Genomic DNA, 26,575 nt, shown 5'->3' with positions numbered 1-26,575 from the left:
CTCCGACTACTAGTTAGGATTGACAAAACCCATTCAAAAGCTTAACACATTTGCTTCTAAAACGAAAGAAGAGAGAGAGGGAACAAACCCTCTCCCTCGTTTTGTCATTGATTACTTATATAATTAAGAATTAAAGACCTTTAGAAGTCATGTATGCTGCTAGGTCTACTACGCGGTTAGAGTAACCAGTTTCGTTATCGTACCAAGAAAGTACTTTAACCATGTTACCTTCCATTACCATTGTAGATAATGCATCGATTGTAGAAGAAGCTGTACATCCGTTATAGTCGATAGATACTAATGGCTCTTCGCTGTATCCAAGGATACCTTTTAATTCGCCTTCAGAAGCTGCTTTGAATGCTGCGTTTACTTCTTCAACTGTTACTTCTTTGTCAAGTTCAACAACTAAGTCAACAAGAGAAACGTTAGCAGTTGGAACACGTACAGCGCCACCGTTTAATTTACCTTTAAGTTCTGGTAATACTAATGCTACAGCTTTAGCTGCACCAGTAGATGTTGGGATCATGTTTTCAGCTGCTGCACGAGCACGACGTAAATCTTTGTGTGGTAAGTCTAAGATTTGTTGGTCGTTAGTGTAAGAGTGAATTGTTGTCATCATTCCGCGTTTTACGCCGAATTTTTCGTTTAATACTTTAGCGAATGGAGCTAGACAGTTTGTAGTACAAGAAGCGTTAGATACTACGTTGTGGTTAGCTGCATCGTATTGTTCGTGGTTAACACCCATAACTACAGTGATATCTTCGTCAGAAGCTGGAGCTGAGATGATAACTTTCTTAACTGATCCACCTAAGTGTTTTTCAGCGTCTGATTTTTTAGTGAAACGACCAGTAGATTCTACTACTACTTCTACTCCGTAGTCGCTCCATGGTAGTTGAGCTGGGTCACGCTCAGCGATAACTTTAATTTCTTTACCGTTAACAACGATGCTGTTTTCGTTAGCAGATACTTCTGCATTTAAAGTTCCGTGAACTGTGTCATATTTTAAAAGGTGAGCTAATGTTTTAGCATCTGTTAAGTCGTTGATTGCTACTACTTCTACCTCAGAGTTGTTAAGAGCTGCGCGGAATACGTTACGTCCGATACGTCCAAATCCATTAATACCAATTTTAGTCATTTGAATTTCCTCCTTGGGGGATTATATTAAAGGGTAATACCCTTTGTTAACTGTTTTGCTGCACCTTCATCTGTAATTAGAATTGAAGTGTGCCCTTGTTTAATTACAGCCTGTATTGCCTTTGCCTTTGAAGAACCTCCAGCGACTGCAACAACGTGAGATACATGTTGTAAATCCTCTAGTTGCATACCAACTGTTCTTACTTTATGAACAACATTTCCTTGTTCATTAAAGTAGTAACCGAAAGCTTCGCCAACTGCTTCGCTTGCCTGAATCTTTAACCAATCTGCTTCTGAAGTATTTCTGCGACGTGCCATTGTTAACGCATCACCTATTCCATGAATGACGATATTGGAAGATCGAATCAACTCAAGTACTTCTTTCACGGAAGGCTCTGTCACAATAGACGCATATGCTTCGCTACTAACATGGTCTGGAACATACAATAAGCGATAATTACTCATCGTATTTTGCGCCATTTTGGCACAAATGGTATTGGCTTCTAACTCAACACCTTCTCCAATTCCACCACGCGCTGGGACAAATAGCATATGTAAATCTTTGCAATCAAGCTGCATCATGTCCGCAGCAGCAGCTAGCGTAGTTCCTCCAGCCACAGCAACGATATTATTCGCTGTCAGACGGTCTTTTATACAAGTCACACAAGCACGGCCCATCTCCAGTTTGACCCAAGGTGATTCATCACTATCACCAGGGACAACGAAAACTTCATCCAAGTCTAATGTTTCCTTAAGTTGCTTTTCTAAAACCTTTAACCCGGAAATTTCTTTCATAAAGTCTTCCAAAGCAAGAACTAAAGCTGTTCCTTCTTCTGTCAAAGTCATTCCAGAAGAAGCGACGTGAACTAAGTTTTGTTCTTTCAAAACTTGAACTTCACTTCGCAATACTCGTTCTGTCATACCGAGACTTGCTGATAAGTTCCTTCTTCCAATCGGCTGCATGAGCCTAATGTATTGAAGAATTTGCATTCTCGTTTGCATAACAGGTAGCAGATCAGGTAATAATTTTTTTGTATTCTGAATCCATGAGCGCATATCTTTTCTCCTCACTACATTGGTTCATTTTTCCTTAGTGGTCACTTTACGTCCCGTAGTGACATTTTGTGTCCCACATAGGTTAAAAAAATAATCCCTGCTACGTGTATTATTGTAACAGGAGATAGAAACTTATTCAACTCTTAACTGCATTCTTTATATAGTTTATTATGACACCTTTGTGAATGTTACCATATTCTACTTGTTTTCCGTCTATTTCTACAACTGGAATCATTAGGTGATATTTTTCTAAAAGGTCATTATCTTCATATATATCTATTTCCTCGATTTGAAAAGAATATTCACATTGTACTTCCTGCAAAACTTGTTTTGCCTGCACGCAAAGACCACAATCCTTTTTTGTATACAGTACAACTTTCATCTCCTTCACCTATCCGATCGTTTTTCGTAATGACGAAGCTGGAATATGCATTTGTTCTCTATACTTCGCCACCGTTCTTCGAGAAATAACAATTTCATGCTCTTCTTCTAATAATTTTGAAATCTTTTGATCTGAAAGTGGCTTTTTCTTATTCTCCGCTTCAACAAGCTTTTGAATAAATTGTTTTACACGCTTTGTAGAAATCGCTTCATCTTCAGTCGTTGAAACGGCATTGCTAAAGAACGATTTCATCTCAAATAAACCGTGTGGTGTTTGCACATATTTATTTCGCGTTGCACGACTAATTGTAGATTCATGCACACCTAACTCTTCCGCCACCTCTTTTAAAGCAAGCGGTTTTAAATACGCTGGACCTTCCCAGAAGAAATCACGTTGTTTTTCCATAATAATAGTCATTACTTGCAGGAGCGTCTGTTTTCTCTGTTTCAAACTGCGCATAATCCACTGCACATGCTGATACTTTTCTGATACGTAAGATGCTACTTCACTTTCACTATTATTAAGAAGCGCACTATATTCAGAATGAATTTCAATTCTCGGCATATTTCTCTCATTCATCTGTAAAACGAGACGATCGCCATCTTTTTTTACTGCCATATCAGGCACAATATAAAGTGGTTTATCCGAAGAAAAAGCAAGACCTGGTTTCGGCTGTAATGATGTAATACAGTTCACCGCTGTTTGCAATTCTTCATTACTACACTTCAACACTTGAACGAGCTTTCGCCAATCTTTCTTCACGAAATAAGCGAAGTGATCCTCTATAACCTCTTCTGCTAATCCATTCCGTCTTTGTAAGCGCTTCAATTGTAAAGTTAGACATTCCTGAATATTACGCGCTCCTACCCCTGCTGGCTCGAGTGATTGGACAAGCTCTACAGAGCGTTCGACTACATGAAGTGGTGCGGAAAGGAGACCCGCTAACTCTTCGTTCGTTTCTTGTAAATACCCATTTCCATCCATGTTCATAATAATGAAAGAAGCTACTTTTCGCTCTTCTTCTTCTATTTTATAATACTGTATTTGATTTAATAAATGTTGCTGAATCGTTGTTGAATCCACACTGTAGATTTCCATCTGATTCTCGACTTGTTTGCTGGTACTTTTACTGTTGTTAGAGCTCTTTTTCTTCTCCCTCTCAAAACCACCTAACTCAATAAGGGGATTCTCTAACGATTGCTCATACAAAAACTCCGATAATTCTTGTACATTATACTGGAGCATTGTAATCGCTTGCCTTAACTCTTGTGTCATTGCCAAACGTAAGCTTTGTTCTTGTAAAAGACTTGCCTTCAAACTAATCTCCCCCTTGTTTCTATTGTACAATAAGTTTGGTAAAAGGAGAATGCTATCACAGACACCCATTCCAAAATATTATTAATTTATATGTATTAATGAGATTTACAACTTACAACCGAAATTTGAATAATATTGAAAGAAAATAATAAAGCAAAACATTATTATAACCAAGTACTAATAGTAAATCTTATCACTAGATATAACAAGAAGGAAATAAAAAAAGTCCTAACCTACAAAACGTAAGTTAGGACTTTTTGACGCGCCCAGAGGGATTCGAACCCCCGACAGACGTGGTACCGGAAACCACCGCTCTATCCGACTGAGCTATGGGCGCATGATTATAAAAAACACATCATTTTCTTCTCATAATAATAGCAATAAAATCCATCTAAATCAATAAAAATATCCCCTTTCATCCTTTATACACCTTAGCCTAAAGTATAGAAACACATTTCTTCACCTTAATTTTCCAATCATAAATTCACCCCAACTCACAAATTATAATCTTTGAATTGATATTCCAAAGGAGGCTTCATTCAATGACTGTAATTACAAAGTTAAAGCAAACTGTTTCTGGATTAAAAAGTGCACAAGCTAGCTTAGAGGGATTCGCTCTTGATACGGATAACCAACAAGCAAAGCAACTTTTCCAAACAGCTGCAGAGCAAACACAAACGATTATCGATTCTTTAAACCCACGCGTTGAAGAAGTCCAACAGGAAGAACCACAATACTCGCAGCAATAACGGATTCGTCATGCTGTGAAATAGAAAAAGGATGATATGCAGTCATCCTTTTTCTATCACATTACATATTGCAATAGAAATGGAATGATTATAATGCGAAAACTCGGAATCATAACCGCGTTATTTATGCTCCTATTCGGTTCACTTACCGGATGTGATAATAGCCCGTTAGATAAAAAGGTAAAGAAAGAAGAAGCTAAACGAACGGAAGAAGACAAGGGCCCTAAATTAACAAAAATGAGTACAGAATCCTTTAATCAATCTATATCGCAAGACGCTAAGAAAAAAGCTCTTGCTATGGAGGGAATTATAGAAGCTACCGCAGTTAATACAAATTTAGATCTTTACATAGCCGTCAAGCCTGAACATCACGAAAGATTTGGTTTAAAACCTTTACGAAGTAAATTAAAAAAGAAACTAAGTGATGAAAACCCTACTTTCAATATTCGTGTAAGTACAGACAAAAAGATCTTTATGCTCATAGAAGAACTTGAAAACAAAATTAAGAAAAAGAAAGTAAGTAAAGATGGCATCAAAAAACAATTGAAACTCATTCAATCAGAAATGGGATCTAATATTTAAGCTTTCTAATAGAGAAGGAAGGATTCAAATGTCTAGTAAAGATAAAAACTTAACACCTGTACAACAAGAATATAAAAAATTCGAACAACAGCGCGAACCGAAGCGCCCCGTTTTTAAAAATTGTATAAAAGCTTTTCTCGTCGGAGGATTAATTTGTCTAATAGGCCAACTGATTTCCACCTTTTATATTACTTATTTTGATTTCACTGAACGCTCTGCCGGGAACCCTACCGTTGCAACTCTTATTTTTATCTCCATGCTACTGACGGGATTTGGCGTCTACGATCGTCTTGGACAGTTTGCCGGGGCAGGCACAGCTGTACCTGTCACTGGATTTGGTAACTCTGTTATTGCCGCATGTATCGAACACCGTACAGAAGGATTTGTCCTTGGTGTTGGCGGTAACATGTTTAAATTAGCTGGATCCGTTATTTTGTTTGGTGTATTTTCGGCTTTCGTCATCGCACTTATTAAAACGATTCTCGTTCAATGGGGAGGGCTATAAATGTTACAAGGACACCGAACGTGGGTATTTGAAAACAAACCAGTTATTATTTCGACAGGAGTCGTTGGCGGGCCGTTTGAAGCAAAAGGGAAAATTCCAGAAGACTTCGATATCCTTCATGAAGATTTATGGCTCGGCCAAGATTCCTATGAAAAAGCACATAAAATTTTGTTCGAAGAAGCTTGTAGCCGCGCTACTGAAAAAGCAGAACTTCGTAAAGATGATATCCAATTCGTACTTGCAGGAGATTTAATTAATCAAATTACCCCTACAAGCTTTGCTTGCCGTACACTTGGCACTCCTTACCTCGGATTATTCGGTGCTTGTTCTACTTCTATGGAAGGTTTAGCACTTGGGGCAAGTATCGTAAATGCAAAAGGTGCAAAATATTTATTAACTGGGGCATCCAGCCATAACACTGCGGTTGAAAAACAATTCCGCTATCCAACTGAATACGGCGGTCAAAAACCACCTACTGCACAGTGGACAGTAACCGGGGCAGGCGCGGCTATTTTAAGTGACACTGGACATGGCCCTAGGGTAACATCTGCAACAATCGGACGAGTGGTTGATATGGGATTAACGGATCCATTTAATATGGGCGGTGCGATGGCTCCAGCCGCCGTCGATACAATTGAAGCCCACTTACGCGAACGCCAAATTGATGCCTCTTACTACGATTTAATCGTAACAGGCGACCTAGGACATGTCGGACGCGAAATTGCTTATGACTTACTACATAAACACGGAACAAAAGTGACAAGCGAACAGTTTCAAGATTGCGGGCTACTCATCTATAGAGAGGGGCAACCTGTCATAGCTGGCGCTAGTGGACCAGGATGTTCCGCAACAGTCGTGTACGGTCATTTATTAAACCGAATGAAAAGAGGAGAGTTCAAAAAAATACTTGTCGTTGCGACAGGCGCTTTACTATCTCCACTTACATTCCAACAAGAAGAAACGATTCCGTGTATCGCTCACGCCGTTTCGATTGAATTTGGAGGTGCAACGCAATGATTTTTTTCTGGGCTTTCGTCATTGGCGGACTCATATGTGTAATCGGCCAACTTATGTTTGATGTCGGCAAACTAACACCCGCTCATACAATGGCAACACTCGTTGTTGCCGGAGCTATATTAGATGGATTCAATTTGTATGAACCATTAATCGACTTTGCTGGAGCCGGGGCAACCGTACCTATTACAAGCTTTGGTAATGCCCTCGTTCACGGCGCAATGGAAGAAGCTGCAAAGCACGGAATCGTTGGCGTCATTACCGGCATGTTTAAAGTAACGAGCGCCGGCGTATCCGCAGCTATTATTTTCGGCTTTATTGGAGCATTGCTATTCAAACCGAAAGGATAAGAGGTGTTTGTATGACAGTTATCGCTAGCGTTAAAACCTGCCTTGCTAGTGTAAGGGGCTCTCAAGCAAGTTTAAGCTCTCTTTCACTAAATTCACAGGATGAAGAATCAAAACGTGTATTTCATGAATGTATGTTAGAAATGGACAGCATCATCGCTGATTTACAAAATAGAATTTCAGTATTAGAACGTGAAGAACCTCAATATAAAGGGTTTTAAGTAGACTGGAGGAAATGACTATGTCTCACCTGCCGGAATGGACACTTGTCATTCTTCGCTCTGTATTCATATTAATTATTTTATTCGCTATTACGAAATGGTTAGGGAAAAGACAAATCTCTCAGCTCTCCTTTTTTGAATACATAGCCGGAATGACAATCGGTGACATCGCTGCCCAAGTATCTACAGGGCTCGATTCAAAATTTTTCCATGGCGTCTTTGCGATACTCATTTTCGCTGCGGTACCTTTTCTCACAGGAATCCTCTCTTTAAAGAACAAAACAGCTCGAGATTTTTTTGAAGGAAAATCTACCGTATTAATAAAAGATGGAAAGGTACTCGAAGATAACTTAAAGAAAGAAAAATATACAAGTGACGAATTACTTGAACTACTGCGAGGAAAAAGTGCGTTCAGCGTAGCTGAAGTCGAATTTGCTGTCTTAGAACCGAGCGGAGAATTAAATGTATTATTAAAGAAAGATTCTCAGCCACTTACAGCAAAAGACATCGGTTTAAAAGTACCAAATGAAAAAGAACCGCAAACTGTTATTATGGATGGAAATGTACTAGATGAACCCCTTTCCTCTAGTGGACATAACCGCGCTTGGTTACATTCTGAACTAGAAAAACTCGGTGTTGTCATCGAAAATGTCTTTCTCGGCCAAGTTGACTCATATGGACAACTTACTATCGACATTTATAATGACAAGCTGCAAATGCCTTCTCCTCAAAACAAACCTTTATTATTGGCATCTTTAAAAAAATGTCATGCTGATCTTGAACTATTCTCCCTAGAAACAAAGTCGAAATCAGCAAGCGAAATGTATAGTAAAAACGCGAAACAAATCGAAAAGATTTTAAATAAAGTAACCTATCTTTTAAAAGAATAAATATCGAAAGAACGCTTCAGTAAAAAGGCGTTCTTTTCTTTTTTCTCCAGTTTTTATAACGTTTAAATTTATGTAATTCGGTTATGATGTTGAAGATACATAAGCAGGGAATTTCAAAAACATAGCGAATATTTCATGGTACAACTACATATTTTTTTGATTTAAAGTGGTTTCGTTTGACCTTTATTGACCATAATTGTATTATAAGACTAAGAAAGCTTTAGAAGGAGGAAATAACAGATGAATTTAATTCCTACAGTAATTGAACAAACAAATCGTGGAGAACGCGCTTACGATATTTACTCTCGACTATTAAAAGACCGCATCATTATGCTTGGTAGTGCAATTGATGACAACGTAGCTAACTCAATCGTTTCCCAGCTTTTATTCTTGGAATCTCAAGATCCAGAAAAAGATATTCACATCTACATCAACAGCCCTGGTGGTTCTATCACAGCAGGTATGGCAATCTATGATACAATGCAGTTTATTAAGCCACAAGTATCAACAATCTGTATCGGTATGGCTGCATCTATGGGTGCATTCTTACTTGCAGCAGGTGAAAAAGGAAAACGTTATGCACTTCCAAACAGTGAAGTAATGATTCACCAACCACTTGGCGGAGCACAAGGTCAAGCGACTGAAATCGAAATCGCTGCTAAACGTATCCTATTCTTACGTGAAAAACTAAACCAAATTCTTGCTGACCGCACAGGCCAACCAATTGAAGTACTACAACGCGACACAGACCGCGACAACTTCATGACAGCAGAAAAAGCTTTAGAATACGGTTTAATCGATAAGATCTTTACAAATCGTTAATAACTAAAAGCGGAAGCGGCTCGTTCAGCTCTGACTGGCTAAGGTTCTTAGACACGAAGAGTTAGCCACTGGCGCTAGATACAACTTAAAGCAGAAGCGCCCTATTACAGGGCGCTTTTTTTATGGCTAGGCCTCCGCGCGAACATACCCCATCTAGTATCTCCCTGAATATATCAACGATTTTCCAATTATATCGAACACAACTCAAATTATATCAACGGTTCGACACAACATATCGATCTACCGACAATCCTCGACAAGCAGAAGCGCCCTACATACCCCCCACCCAACAAATAGCAAAACAAAAAAGCTATCGCACATGCGCGATAGCTTTTTACTGTACATATGCAGCTAATGCCTCTAAAGCCTCTTCTGCATCTGAACCTTCTGTTGTAATTGTTATCATGCTACCAGTTCCAATTGCTAAGCTCATAATCCCCATTATGCTCTTTGCATTTACTGTCTTTCCATCTTTCTCGATGAAAATATCCGCATGAAAGCGATTGGCCTCTTGTACAAACAACGCAGCCGGACGTGCTTGTAAACCGTTTTTTAATGAAACCTGAACTCGTTTTTGAACCACAGCTCCATTTCCCCTTTAACCTCTTATTTTTTTGCTACCGTTTCCCCCGCGCGTAACTTCTCTGCAATATCATCGATTTTACGCAAGCGGTGATTAATACCCGATTTACTAATTTTCCCCCCGGATACCATCTCACCTAACTCTTTCAATGTTACATCTTGATAATCTCTTCGTAGTTGCGCAATTTCTCGTAGTTTATCTGGCAATATATCAAGACCAACCGTCTCATCAATATAACGGATGTTTTCAATTTGCCTTAACGCTGCACCAATTGTTTTATTTAAATTGGCTGTTTCGCAATTCACTAAACGATTTACTGAATTACGCATATCGCGAACGATTCGAATGTCTTCAAATCTTAAAAGTGCATTGTGAGCACCTATAATATTTAAAAACTCTGTAATCTTTTCCGCTTCTTTCAAATACGTAATGTACCCTTTTCTTCTTTCCAATGTCTTACTATTTAAATCAAATCCGTTCATCAGTTCACATATAGCATCATTATGTTCCTTATATAACGAAAAGATTTCTAAATGATAAGATGATGTTTCTGGGTTATTTACTGAACCACCTGCTAAAAATGCACCGCGTAAATACGATCGTTTACAACATTTCTTCTCAATCAATTCTTGTGATATATTTCGAATAAATGAAAAGTCGTCTCGAACGATATGAAGATCAGCTAATATTTCGCGAGACTTCTCAACAAGCCGTACGATATATACATTATTTTTCTTCAATCGCATTTTTTTACGAACAAGTAATTCTACCGTCACGTCATATCCTTTTTTCAAAAGCGTATAAATCCTTCTTGCAATTGCCGCATTTTCCGTTTGAATATCGATAGATAGACGACGGTTTGAAAAAGAAAGCGATCCGTTCATTCGAAGTAACGCTGATAATTCTGCTTTCTCACAGCATTCCTTCATCTCAAGATTCGTCAACTCTTTCTTTGTTTCTGATGCAAATGACACAGTCAACACCTCCTTATACGATTATTGTGGAACAAAAATCTTGTCCTATATGAAAGGATGAGCGTTACCTCAAACGAGGCAACGCACATCTACAACAGTGAATATAAAATAGAAGCTAACTTTAATGTATCGTGTCTTACAACACGATCATCATACTTCGCTAATTGATCTTGAATGACATCAATATTGTTTTCGGTAAAACGCTCTTCATCTACTACAACTGGCGCCGACATTTCTTCTTCATATAACTGACGTAATTCACAAGGAATATCACGGTTATTTACAATTGCAGTATCGATAAATGGTTTACCTAAATGATCATGTAACGCCTGCACATGGTCAAACGCAGTATATCCCATCGTTTCACCAGCTTGCGTCATAACATTACATACATATACCTTCTTCGCTTTTGCAGCAAGAACAGCGTCCCCGATTTTGTTAACAACTAAATTCGGTAATATACTCGTATACAAACTTCCTGGACCGAAAACAAGTAAATCAGCTCGTTTAATCTCAGCCAACGTTTCATGTAACGGCTCTACATCTTCTGGAGTTAAAAAGACACGGTTAATCTTCTTTCCGAAATAAGGAATCTTTGATTCACCTGTTACAATTTCTCCATCTTCTAGTTCTGCATGCAGTACTGCACTTTGGTTCGCTGCCGGCAATACACGTCCTCTAACATTTAACACTTTACTCGTTTCCGTAATCGCATGGAAGAAGTCTCCTGTGATCGAGGTCATACCCGCCAATAATAAATTTCCTAACGCATGACCTTTCAGTCCGTCTCCCGTTGTGAAACGATGCTGAAATAAAGCTTCCACCAGCGGTTCTACATCTGATAACGCAACAAGTACGTTACGAATGTCACCTGGGGGTGGAATTTCTAGCTCATCACGTAATCTACCTGAACTGCCGCCATCATCAGCGATTGTAACAACTGCTGTAATATCCACAGGATATTGTTTTAATCCTCGTAATAAAACAGAGAGTCCAGTACCGCCTCCCATGATAACAATTTTAGGTTTTCTCTCTTTTTTCATCCCTTAATGGCCCTTTCTCTTCTCCACATCACGATGAGATACATGAACACTATACTCTGGTTTCAAATGTTTCCCAAGGTATTCTGTAAGCGTAACAGAACGATGCTGTCCACCTGTACATCCAATTGCAATTACAAGTTGACTCTTGCCCTCTCTTTTATAATGAGGCAGCATAAAAGTGATAAGGTCCGTCAATTTCTCTAAAAACTTATGCGTCTCATTAAATTTCAGTACATACGATGAAACTTCTTCATCTAGTCCTGTTAATGGCTTCATATGTGGAATGTAATATGGATTTGGTAAAAAACGAACATCAAATACTAAATCTGCATCAATTGGAATACCGTACTTAAATCCAAATGACATAACATTTACACGAAATGCTTGCTCAGTTTCAGTTGAAAACAGATGAACAATCTTTTCACGTAATTCTTTCGGTTTTAAATCCGATGTATCCAGCACAATATTTGCTCGTGCCTTCATATCAGTTAATAAGCCACGCTCCATTTCGATTCCCTTTAACGGTAAACCAGTTGGCGCAAGTGGATGCGAACGTCTCGTTTCTTTATAACGAGTTACAAGCGTGCTATCTTTCGCATCTAAGAATAAAATATGAGGAATAATCCATGTACGTTCTGATAAATCATCAAGTGCTCCCCATAAATGTTCGAAAAACTCTCGGCCACGTAAATCAACGCCAAGTGCCACTTTATTCATTTTCCCTTTTGAATCCGCCATAAGCTCAATAAACTTTGGCAATAACATCGGTGGTAAATTATCAACACAGAAATATCCTAAATCTTCAAAACTTTGTAAAGCTACTGTCTTTCCAGCTCCAGACATTCCTGTAATAATTACCATTTTTATATCATTATTCTCTGTCATCGTATCCTCTCCTTGCCGGTTTAACTCGGATCTAATCGATATGAAAGCAACTCAAAATCTGGGGTATATACAAATGTACCGTAGATTATGCCATTTCCTTTAATTAAATAATCAATAATGTGATAATCTCCTGGTGCCATTGCTAAATCATCAATTTTATCAAATGTATGCCAACCAATGATGCCTTCTTCGCTCTCTAGTTTGTTTTCTCCTGCAAAATCTGTCGCTAAAAAGGAGAACATCATCCATTCAGAAACAACTTTATCACCTTCTTGGATGACAAAGGTGAAGACCCCCTTTAACGCTGGGTTCTTTAAATAAATACCTGTTTCTTCACGATATTCGCGAACAACGGAATCTCTTACTGTCTCACCACGCTCCATTTTCCCGCCTGGTGCAACCCACCAATTCCGACGAGGTTTTTGGAGTAAGAGTACTTCATTATCTCTAATTAACACACAGTTTGTCACTCTTTGCATGTTTCTTCACCTCAGCTACTTGCGGCAAATTTCTCACCGCATACTCATTTCATTATACTATCAAAAACAGTTTGCTACAACGAAGGAGCCAGTCCTCTTTCGCTAAGCACTGCTACTCAACAATTTTTAAAAACTTTCTATAGCAAGCAATGTAAATCCCTAGACTTTCAATGAATAGCATAAAAAATCCCCTTCACGATTTTTATCGCCAAGGGGATTAAAGCTCTTATTTCTTACCGAAATAAGTAACAATCGCAAATCCTAAAATAAAGGTAATAATTGAACTTATAATTGAAAATCCTCCAGTTGGAATACCAGGGAACACAATTACAATCGAACCGATAACAAGTCCAATAATTGCCGCAAATGTCATACTTTTATAACGATCTAATAAGAAACTAATTCCTTTACTACTTACAACAAATCCTACCATAACACCAGCACCGATAACTACGATTAAAGGTAAGTTCAGTGTAGTTAAAGCATTAATTGCTGTCGGATACACACCAATAATTAATAAAATAAATGATCCGCTAATTCCAGGAAGCAACATAGCCATACTAGCCATCCATCCTGCGAAAAATAAACCAATTGCATTTAAAATTGTTAACGTCGTAATTGGATCTGCTGCCTTATCTGGTTTAAAGAAAGCTGTGATCGCCACAAGAATTGCTGCAACTATTAATAAAACAATATGCTTACCTTTAAACGATGCCTTCGCATCAGCTTCCCTCATTAACATCGGTAATATACTAATAATTAAACCGAGGAAGAAAAATTGAGTCGGTTCATAATGATTTGCAAGTAAATATTTAATAACGTGACTTAACGTTAAAAACGCTGCTGCCACACCAGCTGCAAGGGGAATTAAAAATCCTAAATGTTTTTTCCATTCACGACTAAAGAACCCACTAATTGCCGCAAGCAATTGTTCATAAATCCCTAACACAACAGCGATTGTACCGCCGCTCACACCAGGAATTAAATCACTAACGCCCATACAAAATCCACGATATATATTACGCCATTCCATACTGAATAAATTCCTCATTTCTTATAGTGATTTTTTCCGTAAAGTCCAGTATATCAATAAGAAAGCTTATAATCCCAATATTTTTTGACAAAACTTTGACATTTTCACACAAAAAAAAGAAGAAAGCTCCTATATGTAGCTTTCTTCTCAAAAGGTATAGTATCCCTTATTTTTCTGATACAGTTTTTAGTTCTTCTAATAACTCTTCTACGTAATGTTGTGCGCTTTGCGCTGCAATACTACCGTCACCTGTTGCAGTTACAATTTGACGAAGCATTTTTTCGCGAACATCACCAGCTGCGAAAATACCAGGAACTTTCGTTTCCATACGCTCGTTCGTTTCAAGGTAACCATTTTCATTTGTAATACCTAATTCAACAAATGGTTTTGATAATGGTAACATACCGATGTATATGAACACACCATCAGTTTTGACTTCTTTCTCTTCTCCACTGTTTACGTCTACAAGTGTTACGCTTCCCACTTTACCATTTGCATCGTTAATTTCTTTTATCGTGTGATTCCAAATGAAATCTACTTTCTCGTTTTGGAAAGCACGATCTTGTAAAATTTTCTGTGCACGAAGCGTGTCACGACGGTGAACGATTGTTACTTTTGATGCGAAGCGTGTTAAGAACACACCCTCTTCAACAGCAGAATCTCCGCCGCCAATAACTACAAGCTCTTTTCCTTTAAAGAATGCCCCATCACATACTGCACAATATGATACACCGCGTCCGCCAAGTTCTGTTTCACCTGGCACACCGATTTTTTTATACTCTGCACCGCTCGCAACGATAATTGCACGTGCTTTATATTCTTTTTTGCCAGCAATAATTGTTTTGTATTCTTTACCATCAATGACTGCTTTCACATCACCGTATGCATATTCAGCACCAAATTTCTTCGCATGCTCGAACATTTTATTTGATAAGTCTGGTCCTAAAATAGACTCATAACCTGGGTAGTTTTCTACATCTTCTGTATTTGCCATTTGGCCACCCGGAATACCACGCTCAAGCATTAATGTGCTTAAGTTTGCACGAGATGTATATACTGCAGCTGTCATACCAGCTGGTCCTGCACCAATAATAATGACATCATAAATTTTTTCTTCTGACACACTATTCACTCCTATTCATTCCTACACAATTAAGTTACCCTCATTATACTGTTAGCATCATTTTTTTCCCAATGATTTGCTTACCTTATGTGTGCGTACGCTTAACAGCCTGCACATACTTTCGAACAGTCGCTACAGATACATTATATACATCTCCAAGCTCCGACTGTGTCATCTTATTTCCTTGTTCGCCGCGCACAATGTATTCAACCGCAGCTGACCAGCCGTATACATTTGTAAAAACTGCTCCGGATGTATATAAACGTATGAACGTACAAAACCAAAATTGTAAACACTCTTCGATTAATTCATCATCTTTTTTCGTATAATTGTATAAGGCATCCGCGATTCGCGCGCACTGTTCAAATTGCTGTAAATCAGCTGGAATGCTCTTATGGCTATTCAGTAAAAAGAAATACTTTGCAAGTTGCGATACGATTGGAACACCATTCTTCGCCTGCGTTACATCAAAGAAGAATCCAACCTTCTCTGGCGTTGATAATTCATTCATTAAATATAAAGCTAGCATTTGTTCCTCAAGCGTCGCACTTTGCTGAAATGACTTTCGTAATTCTTCAAATAAAACGTTTTGCTCTTCATCTGCTAAATTCAGCGCATTCCATGGTTCTTTTCCCTTTTTATCAGGGTGTAATTCTACAACATGTTGCCACATTTTTTCAGCTACTTGCTGCTCTTTCACCATATATGCAGAATATGCAAACCAATAATAAAAACTAACGTCTCCTTCGTATCCTTGACGCTTTAATACTTTGAACCATTTATATGCATGCTCGAAATGACCAATTGTCGCAAGGGTCGTTCCAAGTTTCAAACGATGTTCAAATGAAATCGGATATACTGCAACTAACTGAGCAGCTAACGCTTCTACTTGTTTATGCTCTCCAATTGAATATAGAAAAATAAGCGTATTACAAAGCGCATGTATGTTACCAGGATTTTTCTCTAAAATCATTTCCGTTAACTTTAGTGCCTTATCTACATTACCAGATTGAAAATGCGCAATGGCTAAATTATTATGCCCCGACCAAAATTCCGGATAATCTTTCGTAACAATTTCTAATGTAGTAATTGCTTCTTCCAATTGTCCATTACGAATATAACGATTCGCTTCTTCCTGCATAACAATTAAATCATCTTCATCCTCAATCTCTTCTGCACCCATCGCTTCTTCTTCCATAATTTCAAGTAATTCTAATGTATCCTCTACGAATTCCTTCTCTTCTGCAACTTCTAAATAGCGCTCCGCATACTTTTTCGCCTGCTGAAATAGACCCATATATGCATAGTTATTTGCAATAAAATAATAGCATTGTTCAAGATCAGGGTTAGTTCTAACTAGCCTTAAGAATATTTGATTCGACTCTTGGTATTCACCAGACTCAGACAATACTGTTGCTAATTGGCATAAAATAAACGGCTCCTTCTCACTTTGTGCCGCTCTTCGAAAATATTTAATTGCATCTTGCAATTTTTGCCCTTTGTAAGCCCTCATCCCTTTTTTATAAAAGAAGTCCGCTAATTGATTAAAAGAGATAACTTGTCCGTTCTCCTTATACATTCTTTGATTTTTCCCCATATATCCTCCAGTTTTTTGTTTTCTTCGTTCACACATTCTTCTATCTATAAGTATAAACGATTCCGTAAAAAACAAAACAGTATATTGTACTCAATTATTTCCTTTTTATTCATTAAAAAAGAAGAGAAATGTTACATTTTTAGCATCAACCTTCTCTAGCAATCATCTCTTCTTTTGTATAAATAACACGCATTGGATTTCCACCCACGAAAGCGCCGCTTGGTACATCTCTATGAACAAGTGTGCCAGCTGAAACAATCGCAGCATCCCCAATTTCCACACCTGGTAATATAGTTGTATTTGCTCCAATCATCACTTCATTTCCTATGACGATCTCTCCAAGTCGATATTCACGAATTAAATATTCATGTGCTAAAAGCGTTGTATTATAGCCGATAATCGAATTTTCTCCCACAGTTATCTTTTCTGGGAACATAATATCCGGCATTACCATAAGCGCAAATGATGTTTTCTTTCCAACTTTCATCCGTAAAAACGTGCGGTACAACCAATTCTTGACAGATAAAAATGGCGTATAGCGCGCAATTTGGATAATAATAAAGTTCTTCATTACCTTCCAAAAAGACACTGTTTTATACACATTCCATAATGAATTTTCTCCTGAAACAGGATAGCGCGTTGTCCGTCGCACTTAGCTCGCCCCTCTACTAAAAAGTGAAACTGTAAGTTAGTAGAGAAACACACCCCTACTAACTTACTTGGACCTTTATGAACGGTTCATATTAGACAAAATCGGTAGTAAATCACTCATTTTATCTAACATAAAGTCCGGCTTGTAAGCCTCTAAATACGCTCTACCTTTCAACGTCCATGAAACCGCAGCTGTTTTTGTGCCCGCATTTTGTCCGCCGACAACATCATGATGATTATCCCCAACCATCAATGCTTCTTCCGGTTTCGCATCCAATAACTCAAGCGCTTTTTGAAGTGGCTCTGGATGTGGTTTCACATGCTCTACATCATCAATTGTCACGACAACATCAAAAAATTTATCAAGCTTTGACAACTTTAATCCCATCTCAACGGTTTGTCTCGCTTTCGTTGTAACAATACCAACTTTATAGCCTTGCTTCTTCAACTCTTGAACTGTTTCATATACAGTTTCATATTCTTCCACTAATTCATCGTGATGATCATGGTTAAATTGACGATAACATGTAATCATCTCTTCAACCTTGTTTTCATCAATCTTGCTGAAAGTATCATGTAAAGAAGGGCCGATAAATGGCAATACATCTTCACGCTTATATTGACTTGGATAATATGTATGTAACGTATGTAAAAAAGAAGAAATAATAAGTTCGTTTGTATTAATTAAAGTTCCATCTAAATCAAATAACACTGTATTTATTCTCATTGCCTTAGTCCCTTCTCTTTCCTGAATATGAAAGAAGCAGCATCTTGTAATAAGATGCTACTTTTCTCTAATTTTCCGAATATCTTTTATCAGCTTGCCCCATTTTTCGTCTCACAATAATGAAAATAATAGAAATAACAACAAGTCCAATTGACATTACTTGTGCGATACGAAGTGGTCCTAACATTAAACTATCTGTACGTAAACCTTCTACGAAGAAGCGCCCTACTGAATACCAAATTAAATACGTGAAGAATAATTCCCCGCGTCGTAAGTTCACTTTTCGTAATGCAAGTAATAAAATGACACCTGCAAAATTCCATAATGATTCATATAAAAACGTCGGATGATAGTACACACCCTCAATGTACATTTGATTAATAATGAAATCCGGTAAATGAAGACCTTCTAAAAACTGTCTCGTTACTTCATCACCATGCGCCTCTTGGTTCATAAAGTTTCCCCATCGGCCAATTGCTTGTCCTAGTAAAATACTCGGCGCAGCAATATCAGCCAACTTCCAGAATGAAACCCCGCGACGTTTCGCAAATAGAATCCCTGTAATAACAGCCCCGATTAAACCACCATGAATCGCTAAGCCACCTTGACGAATATTAATAATTTGACTCGGGTTTTGCGCGTAATATTCCCATTCAAAAATAACATAGTACATTCTCGCAAATAGAATAGCGATCGGTACTGCAATTAATACAAGGTCAACGAATGTATCTTTTGGAATACCTAGCCTTTCTCCCTCGCGAGTTGCTAGCCAAAGACCTAATAGCACACCTGTACCGATAATAACCCCATACCAATATACAGGGAACGGCCCAAGTTGGATGGCTACGCGGTCAAGCTGTGGTACAGAACCTAACAGCATATGTATGACCTCCCTCTCCAAAGTTTACTCCTGATTCCCTAATTCAATCGCACTCATTAATCGTTCTGAGAACTGCTGTGCTGCATTGACTCCCATACGTTTTAAACGGAAGTTCATCGCTGCTACTTCAATAATAACAGCCAAGTTTCGACCAGGACGAACTGGAAGTGTAATCTTCGTAAGTTCTGTATCAATAATTTTCATCTTCTCTTCATCAAGACCTAAGCGATCATAATTTTTCTTTTGATCCCAAATTTCAAGATTAATAACAAGCGTAATACGCTTATAATTTCGCACTGCCCCTGCACCGAATAACGTCATCACGTTAATGATACCTAGACCACGAATTTCTAATAAATGCTCAATTAAATCTGGTGAGCTTCCTACTAATGTGTCTTCATCTTCTTGGCGAATTTCTACACTATCATCCGCAACAAGGCGGTGACCACGCTTCACAAGTTCAAGAGCTGTCTCACTTTTACCAACACCACTTTGACCTGTAATTAAAACACCAACACCGTAAATATCTACTAATACACCATGAACAGCAGTTGTTGGTGCTAACTTACCTTCTAAATAATTGGTTAAACGACTTGATAATCTCGTTGTCGTTTGAGAAGAACGTAATAAAGGCATGCCTGATTCACGTGATGCTTGTAATAACTCATCTGGTACATCTTGATTACGAGTTATAATAATACATGGTGTCTCCTCGGTACAAAGCGCTTTCATTCTCTCTTGTTTTTGCTCTGTTGTTAACGTATCAAAGAACGTAAGCTCCGTCTTTCCAAGAAGCTGTACACGATCAGCTGGATAATAAGTAAAAAATCCTGCCATTTCAATTCCAGGTCGTGATAAATCACTTGTATCAATCGGACGATGAATTCCTTCTTCACCACTTATTAACTCCAATTGAAATTGTTCAATTAAATCTTTTGTCCTTACTTTCGGCATATGTATAAACCTCCACTCCGCTGCGGGTTCAGTCTCATTTGATGTAAAATTCCATTCTACCGGATATTGTACCATTTTTTTCTGGAAACAAGAAATACGGTTTCTAATAAATAGAAAAAAACATTTCATACAAACAATGAAATGTTTTTCTTTTTGTCATTTTCTCTTTTTTTCATATAGCGGTTCCACAATTGCCTTTTCAATAATCATATTAAAAATTGAAATACAAATTGCTGCAACGATCGCTACACCAAACCCTGATATATTAAATGCATCTCCTAATAATGAATCTGCTATTTTTAACGTAATCGCATTAATAACAATTAAGAAGAACCCGAAAGTTACAACAGTAATTGGTAACGTAATTAAAATTAAAAACGGTTTTACGAATACATTTAAAACAGCCAAGATAATACTCGCAATAATTGCAGTTTGTATATTTGCTACGTAAAACGCGTCTGGTGCAATCCCTTTTAAAAGTCCCGATACAGCGATTAACACAACGCTATTTACAAGAAGTGATACAATCCATCTCATTTTCTTACACATCCTTTTGACATATATATTTCATCATACGCTAATAGCTAATAAACGCAAGTATCATGCAAACACTTATATCAACCTATTCTATTCTTCATGCTTGTATACCTACTAACATTTCTTTGTGAAATAAGGGCCATACCATCCATGCTCATGCGTTTTCACAAAGGTCCAAGTGAACTCTTTATCTACAATATAAATATCACCTTTATATGCATCGTCCGTCTCCCTTAATATATCATCTATATGCAATAAGCTCGAATCCTTTATTAGCAGTACGTCGTCACAATGTTGATAGAATACATAACAATCCTTTTTCACTTCATTATGAAACGCGTTCTCTGCTTCTTTACCCTCTAAACACTTCTTTTTCTCATAACTAAATATGTGCCATAGATAACCACATGCATACTTATCTCCGTAAAGGAAAATGTCTTCTTTCTCCTCATCGCTTAAATGATTTGCAAAATGATCCTCCCAGCGCTTGCGAAAATATACACCCCACTTTTGAAACTCTCTTACCTTCATGTTCTTCTTTAATCCTTCTAAGAACTCCATCTTCTCCCCCCTACGAAATAAAAACCGAGTGTCATTTCCACTCGGTTTTTATTCATACACTTATTGTGATAACTCTACTTCTTTTATTTTCTCTTTCATTCTCGCTTTATCACGAACTAAAATATCTTTTAAATACTTACCTGTATATGAGCGCTCTTCTTTTACTACTTGCTCTGGTGTTCCGGAAGCAACGATTTGTCCACCTTTGTCCCCGCCCTCTGGTCCAAGGTCAACGATATAATCAGCTGTTTTAATTACATCTAAATTATGTTCAATCACAAGTACTGTTTCACCACTCTCAACAAGGCGCTGCAACACTTCTAGAAGACGTGCGATATCATGCGCATGTAAACCAGTCGTTGGCTCATCTAAAATGTATAGCGTACGTCCTGTAGAACGACGGTGTAATTCAGAAGCTAGTTTCACGCGCTGTGCTTCTCCTCCAGATAACGTCGTAGCTGGTTGCCCTAATTTCATATAACCAAGCCCAACGTCTACAAGCGTTTGGAGTTTACGCTTAATTTTCGGGATATTAGCGAAGAATTCTACCCCGTCCTCAATTGTCATCCCTAACACTTCAGAAATGTTCTTATCTTTATACTTCACTTCTAACGTTTCACGATTGTATCGTTTACCATGACAAACTTCACACGGAACGTATACGTCTGGTAAGAAGTGCATTTCGATTTTAATAATCCCATCACCACGGCACGCTTCACAACGTCCACCTTTTACATTAAAGCTGAAACGTCCTTTTTGATATCCGCGCACTTTCGCTTCATTCGTTTGTGCAAACACATCACGAATATCATCGAATACACCTGTATACGTAGCTGGATTAGAACGTGGTGTACGACCGATTGGCGATTGATCAATATCGATTACTTTATCTAAATGCTCAAGACCTTTAATCTCTTTATGAGTACCTGGCTTCGCTTTCGCTTTATATAATTTTTGCGCTAACGATTTATATAATACTTCATTAATCATCGTACTTTTACCAGAACCAGATACACCCGTTACCGCTACAAACGTACCAAGTGGGAATGACATCTTGGCGTTCTTTAAGTTATTCTCTTTTGCACCGATGATTTCCACTTTACGTCCGTCACCCTTACGTCTTTCAAGTGGAACCGGAATAAACTCTTTACCGCTTAAATACTTCCCTGTTAATGAATTTTCATCTTGCATCACTTCAGCTGGCGTCCCCGCTGATACAACTTGACCACCGTGAATACCAGCACCAGGTCCGATATCAAGTAAATAATCAGCAGCCATCATCGTATCTTCATCATGTTCAACGACAATTAACGTATTTCCTAAATCGCGCATTTCTTGCAATGTGCGAATAAGACGATCGTTATCGCGCTGATGCAAACCGATAGAAGGCTCATCAAGAATGTAAAGTACGCCAGTCAGACGAGAACCGATTTGTGTCGCTAAACGAATACGCTGTGCCTCACCACCTGATAAAGTTCCTGCAGCACGACTTAACGTTAAATAGTCTAAACCGACGTTTACTAAGAATCCAACGCGCTCCTGAATTTCTCTTAAAATTAAATGAGCAATTTTTTGTTGTTTCTCCGTTAGCTCCACATTTGAGAAGAATTCCTGTACTTCTTGAACAGAATACTTCGTTACGTCAGCAATCGTTTTATCACCAACGAAAACAGCTAAACTCTCAGGCTTTAAGCGTCCACCTTTACACTTCGGACAAGCTTGCTCTGCCATATATTTCTCCATTTGCTCACGAATATAATCAGAACTCGTTTCACGATAACGACGTTCGATATTTGGAATAACACCTTCAAATAAAATCTCATTTTCCTTTACTTGACCAAATTCATTTACATAGCGGAAATAAACTTTCTCTTCTCCGCTTCCGTACAACACTTTATCAAATAAATCTTTCGGTATATCTTTCACAGGCATATCCATATCAACGCCGTAATGATTACATACAGATTGTAAAAGCTGTGGGTAATATTGTGAGCTTGTCGGTTCCCAAGGCGCAATCGCATGTTCATTTAATGATAAATCCCAGTTCGGGATAACAAGTTCTAAATCTACCTCTAACTTTGAACCAAGTCCATCACAAGAAGGACATGCCCCAAACGGACTGTTGAATGAGAACATACGCGGCTCTAATTCTCCGATTGAAAAACCACAATGCGGACAAGCATGATGTTCACTAAACAGAAGTTCCTCTTCTCCCATTACATCGATTAACACTCGTCCCCCGCCAAGCTTTAATGCACTTTCAAGAGAATCCGCAAGACGGCTTGCAATCCCTTCTTTTACAACAATACGGTCAATTACAACTTCGATAGAATGCTTCTTATTTTTATCTAACGCAATATCTTCAGATACATCAAGCATTTCACCATCAACACGTACACGAACATACCCTTGCTTCTTAATATCTTCAAGCACTTTCACGTGCGCACCTTTACGCCCAGAAACGATAGGAGCTAACACTTGTAATTTCGTACGTTCAGGATATTCAAGTACACGGTCTACCATTTGCTCTACTGTTTGTGATGTAATTTCAATGCCATGATTCGGACAAATCGGCGTACCAATTCGCGCAAATAATAAACGTAAATAATCATAAATCTCTGTGACCGTTCCAACTGTTGAACGAGGATTACGACTCGTCGTTTTTTGATCGATTGAAATCGCTGGTGACAATCCTTCAATCGTATCTACATCTGGCTTATCCATTTGTCCTAAAAACTGGCGCGCATACGCAGATAACGATTCTACGTATCTGCGCTGCCCTTCTGCGTAAATCGTATCAAACGCTAATGATGACTTCCCTGAACCAGACAATCCCGTTACAACAACAAGCTGATTTCTCGGAATGGTTACATCAATATTTTTTAAGTTATGTGCTCTAGCACCTTTTACAACAATAAAATCCTTACTCACGCTCACTCTTTTCACCCTTCCGCTTTTAATTCTAATAGTAAATCTCTTAATTCAGCTGCACGCTCGAAATCTAACGCTTTTGCTGCCTCTTTCATCTCTGCTTCCATCTTCGTAATTGTCTTTTCACGCTCTTTTTTCGTCATCTTCTTAGCTGGCGCTGCTTCATATGTTTCTGGCTCTTCAGCAGCTGTCGTTGCCCGGATTACATCACGCACGCCTTTTTGAATCGTTTTCGGCGTAATACCATGCTCTTTATTGTAAGCTTCTTGTATAGTACGACGACGCTGCGTTTCTTCAATCGCAATTCCCATTGATCTCGTTATACGATCTGCGTACATAATAACGCGGCCATTTTCATTACGTGCCGCACGACCGATTGTTTGAATTAACGAACGCTCTGAACGCAAGAAACCTTCTTTATCAGCATCTAAAATAGCTACAAGTGATACTTCTGGAATATCTAACCCTTCTCGTAATAAGTTAATACCAACAAGTACATCAAACTTACCAAGGCGAAGATCACGGATAATTTCAATACGTTCTAACGTTTTAATTTCAGAGTGAAGATAGTTCACTTTAATTCCTACATCTTTTAAGTAGTCCGTTAAATCCTCTGACATCTTCTTCGTTAAAGTCGTAATTAATACACGTTCATTTTTCGCAATGCGATCTTGAATCTCTCCTAATAAATCGTCAATTTGCCCTTCAATTGGTCGTATATCGATTGGTGGATCTAAAAGCCCTGTTGGACGAATAATTTGTTCTATTACTTCTGGTGACTGCTCTAACTCATACGGTCCTGGCGTTGCCGAAACGTAAATAACTTGATTCGTTTTCTCTTCAAATTCATCAAACATGAGCGGTCTATTATCTAAAGCTGATGGCAGACGGAATCCATGATCCACAAGCACTTGCTTACGTGCTTGGTCCCCGTTATACATCGCTCTTACTTGCGGTACTGATACGTGCGACTCATCCATAACGATTAAGAAATCTTCCGGGAAATAGTCTAATAACGTATACGGCGTTGCACCTGCTGGTCGAAGCGTTAAATGGCGGGAATAGTTTTCAATCCCTGAACAAAAGCCCATCTCGCGCATCATTTCTAAATCATAACGTGTACGTTGCTCTATACGCTGCGCTTCTAACAACTTGCCATTATCATTTAATTCCTTTAAACGCTCTTCTAATTCTTTTTCGATATTTTCAATAGCGACCTTCATCTTTTCTTCACGTGTAACGAAGTGAGATGCTGGGAAGATTGCTACATGATCACGTTCTGCTAATACTTCACCTGTTAACGCATTTACTTCGCGAATACGATCAATTTCATCGCCGAAAAATTCAATTCGAATACAATGCTCGTCAAGTGATGCTGGGAAGATTTCAACTACATCTCCGCGCACACGGAATGTACCACGCTTGAAATCAATATCATTACGTCCATACTGCACATCAACAAGTTCACGAAGCAATTGATTACGGTCCTTTTCCATACCAACTCGAAGTGAAACAACTAACTCGCGGTATTCTTCTGGAGAACCTAAACCATATATACACGAAACACTCGCAACAATAATCACATCATCCCGTTCAAATAATGAAGACGTTGCTGAGTGACGCAATTTATCAATTTCATCATTAATCTGCGCGTCTTTTTCAATAAACGTATCTGTTTGTGGCACATACGCTTCCGGCTGATAATAATCGTAATAACTAACAAAATACTCAACTGCATTATTCGGGAAAAAGTCTTTCAACTCACTATATAACTGTCCCGCTAACGTTTTATTATGAGCCATGACAAGTGTTGGCTTCTGCACTTCTTTAATGACATTTGAAATCGTAAATGTCTTACCCGTCCCTGTCGCTCCAAGCAACACTTGCTTTTTCTTTCCACTATTAATTCCTTCTACAAGCTTCTCTATAGCTACCGGCTGATCACCTTGCGGGGAATACGCTGAGATAATTTCAAATTGATGTTCCAAGTAAAATCCGACCTCCTCATAAAAAATCTGTATTATTATTTTACCACGAATGCCCATAAAAAACCTAAAAAAACGAACAGATATTCGGTAAAATTTTCGACAATATATACATAGAAAAAGGAAGGAGTCAAATCTTCCTTCCTCTACTAACTCTATTTTTTAGGTACATATAATAAGTCATATCCATTGCGCCCATTTTCATTCGCACAGTCTATTAACCTATAAGCCGTTTGTGATTCACGTTGCTCTTTAACAATCCTTTTACAGCTATCTTTATGTAACCCTTTATCCTTCCCAGCAAATTTGTCTTTTCTATTATCTGACACATAAAATATATCGTTCCCACTATACTCTAACGTTTGAAAAATCGGGTCCCCTTCAAGGGTATACTGTACAATTCTTATTTTATCAACTTCCCTTTGCTCGACATTCCAAACGAACTTTTCAAATTTATCTAGATTGGAAATCCTGGTTCCCTTTACAATGACATCGTTCTTCTTATCAATTGTAGTGTTAGATGGTGAACATGCTACTAAACTAAAAAGAAATAGACATATAAAACTGATTCTTCTTCCTATTGTCATCCTCTCCTATAAAAATTATTTGTATA

29 protein-coding genes and 1 tRNA gene are annotated in these 26,575 nt (G+C 38.2%); 8 read left to right on the top strand and 22 right to left on the bottom strand.

Going from position 1 to position 26,575, the window contains the following annotated elements; genetic code table 11:
* Window positions 1–130: 130 nt before the first annotated feature.
* The 5 genes from gap to ACUN28_RS03410 all read right to left on the bottom strand — a co-directional run bounded on the left by gap (window position 131) and on the right by ACUN28_RS03410 (window position 4,226).
* Entirely contained in the window at window positions 131–1,135 is a 1,005-nt protein-coding gene (gene gap, locus ACUN28_RS03430; protein WP_000161237.1) for a type I glyceraldehyde-3-phosphate dehydrogenase, read from the bottom strand.
* A gap of 26 nt (window positions 1,136–1,161) precedes the next feature.
* On the bottom strand, window positions 1,162–2,190 hold the full coding sequence (cggR, locus tag ACUN28_RS03425) for a gapA transcriptional regulator CggR (protein WP_001258183.1): 1,029 nt from the start codon (window positions 2,188–2,190) through the stop codon (window positions 1,162–1,164).
* A 136-nt stretch (window positions 2,191–2,326) separates the two neighbouring features.
* Window positions 2,327–2,572 (bottom strand): glutaredoxin family protein, encoded by a 246-nt coding sequence (locus ACUN28_RS03420; RefSeq protein ID WP_016085604.1) that lies wholly within the window; start codon window positions 2,570–2,572, stop codon window positions 2,327–2,329.
* Between the two features lie 9 nt (window positions 2,573–2,581).
* A complete protein-coding gene (gene rpoN, locus ACUN28_RS03415; protein WP_016135998.1) occupies window positions 2,582–3,889 on the bottom strand; it encodes an RNA polymerase factor sigma-54 in 1,308 nt (435 codons plus the stop codon).
* Between the two features lie 261 nt (window positions 3,890–4,150).
* Window positions 4,151–4,226: transfer RNA gene (locus ACUN28_RS03410), tRNA-Arg, on the bottom strand.
* A 205-nt stretch (window positions 4,227–4,431) separates the two neighbouring features.
* Between ACUN28_RS03410 and ACUN28_RS03405 the strand changes: the two genes are divergently transcribed.
* The 8 genes from ACUN28_RS03405 to clpP all read left to right on the top strand — a co-directional run bounded on the left by ACUN28_RS03405 (window position 4,432) and on the right by clpP (window position 9,019).
* Window positions 4,432–4,638, top strand: a complete 207-nt coding sequence (locus tag ACUN28_RS03405; protein ID WP_000216160.1) for a DUF1657 domain-containing protein — start codon at window positions 4,432–4,434, stop codon at window positions 4,636–4,638.
* Window positions 4,639–4,731: 93 nt separating this feature from the next.
* The gene (locus tag ACUN28_RS03400; protein WP_001228530.1) at window positions 4,732–5,220 is read left to right on the top strand and encodes a YhcN/YlaJ family sporulation lipoprotein; all 489 of its coding nucleotides are present in this window, start codon (window positions 4,732–4,734) and stop codon (window positions 5,218–5,220) included.
* A gap of 28 nt (window positions 5,221–5,248) precedes the next feature.
* Window positions 5,249–5,725, top strand: a complete 477-nt coding sequence (spoVAC, locus tag ACUN28_RS03395; RefSeq protein ID WP_000095409.1) for a stage V sporulation protein AC — start codon at window positions 5,249–5,251, stop codon at window positions 5,723–5,725.
* Window positions 5,726–6,742: a stage V sporulation protein AD gene (gene spoVAD / locus ACUN28_RS03390; protein ID WP_000938954.1), complete on the top strand. Its 1,017-nt coding sequence runs from the start codon at window positions 5,726–5,728 to the stop codon at window positions 6,740–6,742. It begins immediately after the preceding gene.
* Window positions 6,739–7,089 (top strand): stage V sporulation protein AE, encoded by a 351-nt coding sequence (gene spoVAE, locus ACUN28_RS03385; protein ID WP_000575919.1) that lies wholly within the window; start codon window positions 6,739–6,741, stop codon window positions 7,087–7,089. The genes spoVAD and spoVAE overlap by 4 nt, the downstream gene beginning before the upstream one ends.
* An 11-nt stretch (window positions 7,090–7,100) precedes the next feature.
* Window positions 7,101–7,307 carry a DUF1657 domain-containing protein gene (locus tag ACUN28_RS03380; RefSeq protein ID WP_016085602.1) on the top strand — a complete coding sequence of 69 codons (207 nt, stop codon included), beginning with the start codon at window positions 7,101–7,103 and terminating at the stop codon, window positions 7,305–7,307.
* Window positions 7,308–7,327: 20 nt separating this feature from the next.
* Entirely contained in the window at window positions 7,328–8,197 is an 870-nt protein-coding gene (locus ACUN28_RS03375; RefSeq protein WP_016085601.1) for a DUF421 domain-containing protein, read from the top strand.
* 240 nt (window positions 8,198–8,437) lie between these two features.
* Entirely contained in the window at window positions 8,438–9,019 is a 582-nt protein-coding gene (gene clpP / locus ACUN28_RS03370; protein ID WP_001049161.1) for an ATP-dependent Clp endopeptidase proteolytic subunit ClpP, read from the top strand.
* Window positions 9,020–9,353: 334 nt separating this feature from the next.
* Here the strand turns inward: clpP and ACUN28_RS03365 are convergent, their stop codons facing one another.
* From ACUN28_RS03365 to ACUN28_RS03285, 17 genes are all read right to left on the bottom strand, one after another.
* Window positions 9,354–9,602 carry an HPr family phosphocarrier protein gene (locus tag ACUN28_RS03365; protein WP_000250307.1) on the bottom strand — a complete coding sequence of 83 codons (249 nt, stop codon included), beginning with the start codon at window positions 9,600–9,602 and terminating at the stop codon, window positions 9,354–9,356.
* A gap of 23 nt (window positions 9,603–9,625) precedes the next feature.
* Window positions 9,626–10,576: a DNA-binding protein WhiA gene (gene whiA, locus ACUN28_RS03360; RefSeq protein WP_000006561.1), complete on the bottom strand. Its 951-nt coding sequence runs from the start codon at window positions 10,574–10,576 to the stop codon at window positions 9,626–9,628.
* A gap of 89 nt (window positions 10,577–10,665) precedes the next feature.
* Window positions 10,666–11,619, bottom strand: a complete 954-nt coding sequence (locus ACUN28_RS03355; RefSeq protein WP_016085599.1) for a gluconeogenesis factor YvcK family protein — start codon at window positions 11,617–11,619, stop codon at window positions 10,666–10,668.
* Window positions 11,620–11,622: 3 nt separating this feature from the next.
* Complete coding sequence (gene rapZ, locus ACUN28_RS03350) at window positions 11,623–12,504, bottom strand: RNase adapter RapZ (RefSeq protein ID WP_016085598.1); 882 nt, start codon at window positions 12,502–12,504, stop codon at window positions 11,623–11,625.
* A 20-nt stretch (window positions 12,505–12,524) separates the two neighbouring features.
* Window positions 12,525–12,983 carry an NUDIX hydrolase gene (locus tag ACUN28_RS03345; RefSeq protein ID WP_001190080.1) on the bottom strand — a complete coding sequence of 153 codons (459 nt, stop codon included), beginning with the start codon at window positions 12,981–12,983 and terminating at the stop codon, window positions 12,525–12,527.
* Window positions 12,984–13,209: 226 nt separating this feature from the next.
* Window positions 13,210–14,016, bottom strand: a complete 807-nt coding sequence (locus ACUN28_RS03340; protein WP_016085597.1) for a DUF368 domain-containing protein — start codon at window positions 14,014–14,016, stop codon at window positions 13,210–13,212.
* 166 nt (window positions 14,017–14,182) lie between these two features.
* On the bottom strand, window positions 14,183–15,139 hold the full coding sequence (gene trxB / locus ACUN28_RS03335; RefSeq protein ID WP_001288065.1) for a thioredoxin-disulfide reductase: 957 nt from the start codon (window positions 15,137–15,139) through the stop codon (window positions 14,183–14,185).
* Window positions 15,140–15,224: 85 nt separating this feature from the next.
* On the bottom strand, window positions 15,225–16,736 hold the full coding sequence (locus ACUN28_RS03330; protein WP_016085596.1) for a tetratricopeptide repeat protein: 1,512 nt from the start codon (window positions 16,734–16,736) through the stop codon (window positions 15,225–15,227).
* Window positions 16,737–16,881: 145 nt separating this feature from the next.
* A complete protein-coding gene (locus tag ACUN28_RS03325; RefSeq protein ID WP_016085595.1) occupies window positions 16,882–17,388 on the bottom strand; it encodes an acyltransferase in 507 nt (168 codons plus the stop codon).
* A gap of 75 nt (window positions 17,389–17,463) precedes the next feature.
* Window positions 17,464–18,114 (bottom strand): pyrophosphatase PpaX, encoded by a 651-nt coding sequence (gene ppaX / locus ACUN28_RS03320; protein WP_016136007.1) that lies wholly within the window; start codon window positions 18,112–18,114, stop codon window positions 17,464–17,466.
* A gap of 67 nt (window positions 18,115–18,181) precedes the next feature.
* Entirely contained in the window at window positions 18,182–18,994 is an 813-nt protein-coding gene (gene lgt, locus ACUN28_RS03315) for a prolipoprotein diacylglyceryl transferase (RefSeq protein WP_088084569.1), read from the bottom strand.
* A 24-nt stretch (window positions 18,995–19,018) separates the two neighbouring features.
* A complete protein-coding gene (hprK, locus tag ACUN28_RS03310) occupies window positions 19,019–19,948 on the bottom strand; it encodes an HPr(Ser) kinase/phosphatase (protein WP_001127251.1) in 930 nt (309 codons plus the stop codon).
* A gap of 156 nt (window positions 19,949–20,104) precedes the next feature.
* Complete coding sequence (locus ACUN28_RS03305) at window positions 20,105–20,485, bottom strand: phage holin family protein (protein ID WP_001267308.1); 381 nt, start codon at window positions 20,483–20,485, stop codon at window positions 20,105–20,107.
* A gap of 114 nt (window positions 20,486–20,599) precedes the next feature.
* Window positions 20,600–21,046: a DUF4275 family protein gene (locus tag ACUN28_RS03300; RefSeq protein WP_088084570.1), complete on the bottom strand. Its 447-nt coding sequence runs from the start codon at window positions 21,044–21,046 to the stop codon at window positions 20,600–20,602.
* A gap of 60 nt (window positions 21,047–21,106) precedes the next feature.
* On the bottom strand, window positions 21,107–23,977 hold the full coding sequence (gene uvrA / locus ACUN28_RS03295) for an excinuclease ABC subunit UvrA (protein ID WP_016085591.1): 2,871 nt from the start codon (window positions 23,975–23,977) through the stop codon (window positions 21,107–21,109).
* An 11-nt stretch (window positions 23,978–23,988) separates the two neighbouring features.
* Window positions 23,989–25,965 carry an excinuclease ABC subunit B gene (gene uvrB, locus ACUN28_RS03290; RefSeq protein ID WP_016085590.1) on the bottom strand — a complete coding sequence of 659 codons (1,977 nt, stop codon included), beginning with the start codon at window positions 25,963–25,965 and terminating at the stop codon, window positions 23,989–23,991.
* 152 nt (window positions 25,966–26,117) lie between these two features.
* The gene (locus ACUN28_RS03285) at window positions 26,118–26,549 is read right to left on the bottom strand and encodes a DUF4362 domain-containing protein (protein ID WP_016136011.1); all 432 of its coding nucleotides are present in this window, start codon (window positions 26,547–26,549) and stop codon (window positions 26,118–26,120) included.
* Between the last annotated feature and the right edge of the window lie 26 nt (window positions 26,550–26,575).

It is taken from the genome of Bacillus sp. WC2507 (assembly GCF_052656125.1).
The sequence above is the reverse complement of the archived record's forward strand: the minus strand, read 5'-3'. Positions and strand labels throughout refer to the sequence as shown.

Excerpts from the sequence above, each read along its gene's own strand:
- gap (WP_000161237.1), bottom strand. The coding sequence starts at position 1,135 with ATGACTAAAATTGGTATTAATGGATTTGGACGTATCGGACGTAACGTA.
- cggR (WP_001258183.1), bottom strand. The coding sequence starts at position 2,190 with ATGCGCTCATGGATTCAGAATACAAAAAAATTATTACCTGATCTGCTA.
- ACUN28_RS03420 (WP_016085604.1), bottom strand. The coding sequence starts at position 2,572 with ATGAAAGTTGTACTGTATACAAAAAAGGATTGTGGTCTTTGCGTGCAG.
- ACUN28_RS03405 (WP_000216160.1), top strand. The coding sequence starts at position 4,432 with ATGACTGTAATTACAAAGTTAAAGCAAACTGTTTCTGGATTAAAAAGT.
- ACUN28_RS03400 (WP_001228530.1), top strand. The coding sequence starts at position 4,732 with ATGCGAAAACTCGGAATCATAACCGCGTTATTTATGCTCCTATTCGGT.
- spoVAC (WP_000095409.1), top strand. The coding sequence starts at position 5,249 with ATGTCTAGTAAAGATAAAAACTTAACACCTGTACAACAAGAATATAAA.
- spoVAD (WP_000938954.1), top strand. The coding sequence starts at position 5,726 with ATGTTACAAGGACACCGAACGTGGGTATTTGAAAACAAACCAGTTATT.
- spoVAE (WP_000575919.1), top strand. The coding sequence starts at position 6,739 with ATGATTTTTTTCTGGGCTTTCGTCATTGGCGGACTCATATGTGTAATC.
- ACUN28_RS03380 (WP_016085602.1), top strand. The coding sequence starts at position 7,101 with ATGACAGTTATCGCTAGCGTTAAAACCTGCCTTGCTAGTGTAAGGGGC.
- ACUN28_RS03375 (WP_016085601.1), top strand. The coding sequence starts at position 7,328 with ATGTCTCACCTGCCGGAATGGACACTTGTCATTCTTCGCTCTGTATTC.
- clpP (WP_001049161.1), top strand. The coding sequence starts at position 8,438 with ATGAATTTAATTCCTACAGTAATTGAACAAACAAATCGTGGAGAACGC.
- ACUN28_RS03355 (WP_016085599.1), bottom strand. The coding sequence starts at position 11,619 with ATGAAAAAAGAGAGAAAACCTAAAATTGTTATCATGGGAGGCGGTACT.
- rapZ (WP_016085598.1), bottom strand. The coding sequence starts at position 12,504 with ATGACAGAGAATAATGATATAAAAATGGTAATTATTACAGGAATGTCT.
- ACUN28_RS03345 (WP_001190080.1), bottom strand. The coding sequence starts at position 12,983 with ATGCAAAGAGTGACAAACTGTGTGTTAATTAGAGATAATGAAGTACTC.
- ACUN28_RS03340 (WP_016085597.1), bottom strand. The coding sequence starts at position 14,016 with ATGGAATGGCGTAATATATATCGTGGATTTTGTATGGGCGTTAGTGAT.
- ACUN28_RS03330 (WP_016085596.1), bottom strand. The coding sequence starts at position 16,736 with ATGGGGAAAAATCAAAGAATGTATAAGGAGAACGGACAAGTTATCTCT.
- ppaX (WP_016136007.1), bottom strand. The coding sequence starts at position 18,114 with ATGAGAATAAATACAGTGTTATTTGATTTAGATGGAACTTTAATTAAT.
- lgt (WP_088084569.1), bottom strand. The coding sequence starts at position 18,994 with ATGCTGTTAGGTTCTGTACCACAGCTTGACCGCGTAGCCATCCAACTT.
- hprK (WP_001127251.1), bottom strand. The coding sequence starts at position 19,948 with ATGCCGAAAGTAAGGACAAAAGATTTAATTGAACAATTTCAATTGGAG.
- ACUN28_RS03305 (WP_001267308.1), bottom strand. The coding sequence starts at position 20,485 with ATGAGATGGATTGTATCACTTCTTGTAAATAGCGTTGTGTTAATCGCT.
- ACUN28_RS03300 (WP_088084570.1), bottom strand. The coding sequence starts at position 21,046 with ATGGAGTTCTTAGAAGGATTAAAGAAGAACATGAAGGTAAGAGAGTTT.
- ACUN28_RS03285 (WP_016136011.1), bottom strand. The coding sequence starts at position 26,549 with ATGACAATAGGAAGAAGAATCAGTTTTATATGTCTATTTCTTTTTAGT.